The organism is Desulfomarina sp., assembly GCF_054039375.1.
Genome location: NZ_JBPLBA010000211.1, coordinates 1 through 4,484, shown reverse-complemented (window position 1 = coordinate 4,484; position 4,484 = coordinate 1). Strand labels below are relative to the sequence as shown.

5 protein-coding genes are annotated in these 4,484 nt (G+C 49.1%); 2 read left to right on the top strand and 3 right to left on the bottom strand.

What is annotated here, in order from left to right:
* Positions 1-456 precede the first annotated feature (456 nt).
* Both ACXLDX_RS12030 and ACXLDX_RS12025 read left to right on the top strand, forming a co-directional pair.
* Complete coding sequence (locus tag ACXLDX_RS12030) at positions 457-687, top strand: hypothetical protein (protein WP_457577430.1); 231 nt, start codon at positions 457-459, stop codon at positions 685-687.
* A 6-nt stretch (positions 688-693) separates the two neighbouring features.
* Positions 694-1,638 (top strand): ketopantoate reductase family protein, encoded by a 945-nt coding sequence (locus ACXLDX_RS12025; RefSeq protein WP_457577429.1) that lies wholly within the window; start codon positions 694-696, stop codon positions 1,636-1,638.
* Between the two features lie 16 nt (positions 1,639-1,654).
* Here the strand turns inward: ACXLDX_RS12025 and ACXLDX_RS12020 are convergent, their stop codons facing one another.
* The 3 genes from ACXLDX_RS12020 to ACXLDX_RS12010 are packed head-to-tail and all read right to left on the bottom strand — an operon-like array spanning position 1,655 to position 4,008.
* A complete protein-coding gene (locus tag ACXLDX_RS12020; protein WP_457577428.1) occupies positions 1,655-2,581 on the bottom strand; it encodes a metallophosphoesterase family protein in 927 nt (308 codons plus the stop codon).
* A gap of 30 nt (positions 2,582-2,611) precedes the next feature.
* Positions 2,612-3,118, bottom strand: a complete 507-nt coding sequence (locus tag ACXLDX_RS12015; protein ID WP_457577427.1) for a DUF3060 domain-containing protein — start codon at positions 3,116-3,118, stop codon at positions 2,612-2,614.
* Between the two features lie 29 nt (positions 3,119-3,147).
* Entirely contained in the window at positions 3,148-4,008 is an 861-nt protein-coding gene (locus ACXLDX_RS12010; RefSeq protein ID WP_457577426.1) for a D-amino acid aminotransferase, read from the bottom strand.
* Between the last annotated feature and the right edge of the window lie 476 nt (positions 4,009-4,484).

The window sequence follows — 4,484 nt, the reverse complement described above, 5'->3', positions numbered from 1 at the left end:
AATTGATAAGGAATTCAAATGAAAAAGTGTCAGTCCATATCATTTTATAATCAGTCTAATGTGATTTTTGAAATACGCCTGATAAAACAGGCCCAATCCCCAGACTCACAAATAACAGGCTGAGTTTCATACGTAATCAGAAAAATTATAGTCCAGAGATCAATACCGATAAATTAAGGGCCACCTATACGGGCAAGAGAGACCTTGAAACACTGGGGAACCTGTGAATAAATACGATTTCTTATTCAATTCTTCTCCCTGTCAGTTCCGGCCCCGACAGGAAAAACTCTTACATAGTAGTATACCACGTGCCCTGAACTCTGGCTTCCCAAAATTTAATCTTTGGGTTACACTTGAGGGCAGCTTTTATAACAACACTATTGATAACGAAGCGGGTTGGTAAACTCGCAGGACTCCGGATTCGGGAAAAAATCTCCAATCCACAGGGCCTGGAAAATGCTCATACTGAAATGTGCGGCATGCAGAAAAAAACTCTGGAGATACGATAAAATCGGTCAGGGTGAAGTGCTGCGCTGTCATAAGGACAGAATAACAAAGGTTTTTGCTTTTAATACCCGTGGCAACAAAATAATCTGTACCTGCGGAAAAGATATCGGTATAGACAAGGGCAGTTTTTATAAAATGATTGCAAAATCTTTTACTTATTCGGGAACAAAGCGGAACTGATTCACAATGCGGATATTGATATACGGCGCAGGGGCACTGGGTCAGGCCCTGGGCTGCATGATGGCGGCTGACGGCCATCGGGTCGACCTGGTCTTAAGAGAGCGGTTTATTAAATCGATTCAACAACATGGACTGCGGGTAACCGGTATTTTCGGCAACCGGATTGCCAGGGCGGATAACATCGGTCTTTTCTCCCGCGCTTCGGACTCAACAGGGACCTATGATGCAACCTTTATAACCACTAAAAGCTACGATACAGAATTTGCTCTTCAGGAACTCCTCCTGCTGGCGCAGCGGGCCGGAGATATTATCTCCATGCAGAACGGCTGTGGCAATGTGGAAAAGGTGGAAAAGGTTTTCGGCCCGGAACGCAGTCTGGGTGCCAGGGTCATTACCGGTTTTGAAATTGTTAAGCCGGGCCAGGTTAATATCACAGTCTCCGCGGATGCAATCCATATCGGCAACAGCAGAAAGGGAGCGCCCGGCTCCATGGCGGTACAGCTCGCCGATGCCATTGAGCACGCAGGGCATCCATGCAGTGCCGTCGAAGATATCCACCAGTCTCTTTTTGCAAAACTCCTCTACAACTGTGCCCTGAATCCCCTGGGTGCCGTTCTCGGGGTTCATTATGGAGCCCTGGCCGAGAACGAGGGCACAAAAAAGATAATTGACAGCATAATCGAAGAGACCTTTGCTGTAATTTCCGCCCTGGGCGGCACCACTCCCTGGGAAAATGCGGAAGAATATAAAGTCGAACTGTACGACAGGCTGCTCCCCGCCACCTTCAATCACCGCCCGTCAATGCTTCAGGATCTGGAAAACGGTAAACAGACGGAAATCAACGCCCTGACCGGGTTTGTCAGTGACCAGGGGAAAAAAATGGATATACCTGCGCCCACCTGTGACATGCTGACATCACTGGTCAGGTTCAAAGAACTGTTGCCCCGGTGACCAAATACAAATAGCCTTATGGTTGAAGCACCAACTCAGGCGCACTCCCGCCCCAGGAAAATGGTCTGTCCAGCTTCAGGGGAAAATCGAGACCTGCATCAAACCTCCCCTTTGTATGATTTCTTGAGCGGATCCACACCACATCAGAACCGTCTTCGAAAATGAAAAACCGGGACTGGCTGTCCATGAAGGAATCTTCCCGAATGGCACTGACATTGACAAAACAGGTTCCTCCCAGCCTCCGTTCAATGGAGATTGTCCCCCACATCCCCTGGGGCAGGTGCGAATGGCCCGAAGCCCATATGGCCACCTTTTCGTCCCGCAGGACTTTTTCAAATCGCTGTGAATCCGCTATGCGCCTGCTGGGGATAAAAGAGGCGAACAGGCCACTGTGAAGGAGCTGGGCATGGGTCACGGTGATGATTATATACTGCCGATTGTTCCGCACAGCCTCTCTCCACCATTGAAAGGCCGTATCGGAAATATCTGTTCTTGAAGCTGTGGATTCATCAGAGAGCAGAAGAAAAAGAATATTGCCAACCCGGACACCGTAATGGCCGGGTTTCTTTATATACTGATGAAATACCCGGCCGCTTCGAACATCATGATTTCCAGCAATTTCATACCAACTGCGTATTGAAGAACGTTTCCTTGCAGAAAGAAACCACTCGAATGACTCCGCCTGGCTTCGTGCCTGGAGCAGATCCCCGGCAATCACCGCGAGGTTGACATCCGGCACAGCCCCATCGGTATCATTGATTGCCCGTTCAAAGACATGCCTGCCCGGAATTGTCACAGGCTGGATATCAGAGAGCATCCAGACAGTCAGGGTCTTCCCCCTTACCCTGTCCAGAGAGTGGCTGTCATATGTCGGCCCTGTAAACAGACCGCAACTGGAAAGAAGGAGAGGAAGAATAAACAGCAGCCTCCGGAAATAAGCCACCTTTACAACTCTGATGGATTCTGGTTAACGTTATCTTCTGAAAAACCGATTATTGTCACCGTTGTCCACAATCTCTGTATCATAACTGTAATAGTAAAAGCGGTTGTCATCCCCACTCACCTCTATTTTCTTCACAGTGCCCTCAAGTTTTATGGTGTTGGAGTCACCGTTGACATGCATGTTCAAAATCCTGCCGGAAGCCGAGATCCGGTTATTATCTCCACTGATCTCCACATCCTGATGATCAGCTGCTATATTAATAGCCCCGCCATCACTGTCCAGAACGATCCTGTTGTCGTTGTCTCCACCCACACCATGAATCGACACCCCTGGTGCCTCTACATTGCCGTGCCGGTCAACTTCAACACCGGGTGCACTGACGGAACCGTCCGCCCCTATCTCCACACCGGGTGCGGAAACACTTCCATCATCCCTGATTTCAACACCGGGTACCCGTATCACGGTGTTAGCGGCAAAACCGGTAACGGGCAGAGACAACAGGACCAGTCCCGCAACGACATACGCTGTCTTTTTCATAGTTACCTCAGTCTGATTTTTTCAACCAATTACAGTTTTTTTCCGGCCTCTTCAAATGCCATACGGATATAAAGCTCCCGGAGATGTTTCGCCATTCTCCCCGGCTTCCCGTCACCAATTGTCCGGCCATCAATTTGAACAACAGGTAGAACAAGTGTAGTCGCACTGCTGAGAAAGGCTTCATCCGCCTCCAGTGCTTCTTTAACTGTAAACAGTCGTTCCTCAATTGCAATTTTTTCTTTACGGGCAAGATAAAGCAGGCTTTTTCGTCTGATTCCCGGAAGGATGGAGCGGGAAAGCGGCCGGGTAATGATGGTATTTCCCTTGACGATATAGGCCGTGGACGAGGTTCCTTCCGTCACGAAACCATCTTCAACCATCCATCCCTCAAAACCATTTTTTCTGACCGCCTCCTCCTTGGCCAGGCACTGACCAAGCAGGGCTATTGATTTCACATCCCTTCTCTTCCAGCGAATATCAGGAACCGTCACCACCGCTACTCCACTTTCCGCCAGGGGATTGTCCACCAGCACCTTTTTCAGGGTAAACGCCATACAGGAGGGGGAAGAGTCCCGTGGAAAGCCGAAATCCCGCGGCGCAACACCTCGGGTCACCTGGGTGTACACACCACCCTCCACCAGATTATTTCGACGGATAAGCTCTTCCAGCAAGGCAACATAATCCTCCCTGGAGCAGGGCCAGTCAATGCCGACAGCATTGAGACTGTGCTCCAGCCGTTCCAGGAAATTGTCCCTGTCAATCAGGCAGGACTGAATAACAGGAACAACTTCATAGACCCCATCCCCGAACAGATACCCCCGGTCAAAAACAGAAACCTTCGCCTGATCTGCCGGCATAAACTCATTATTTAAAAAAACCACACCTTCCATGAAATTCTCCGGATGAATTAAACCTTAACATGCACTTTAATGTCGTTAACTTGAGGGCAAGATGGTTCAGAAAACTCCCATTCTGACCTTGGCCGAGGGTGTCTGCAGCCAGGACGGCTGCAGTCAAGCGACCAGGGACTGGTTTATGGCGCCCCTCGGACGAGGTCGGAATGGGACCCATCGCTTAAGTTAACAACATTGGGCCTGTAACTCTCTCTGATGGATACCTTGAAAAATTCCTGAATCCATCAGCAATTGCCTCGTAGGAAAAAATGGATTTGTTGGACAGACTTGATTCATTTTCATGTGACGCGGAAATCAGGCGAAAACGCGATTTTTCAAGATAGCCTGAAGTGCAGGGTTCAGGTCAATGGCGGCATCAGGAGCAATTTGCATGAATGAAAGCCACGATCAGGAACGTGAAGTAGCAACCCATATAAAAAACAAGAAACTTGTCAGGGAAAGAAGAAGACAGA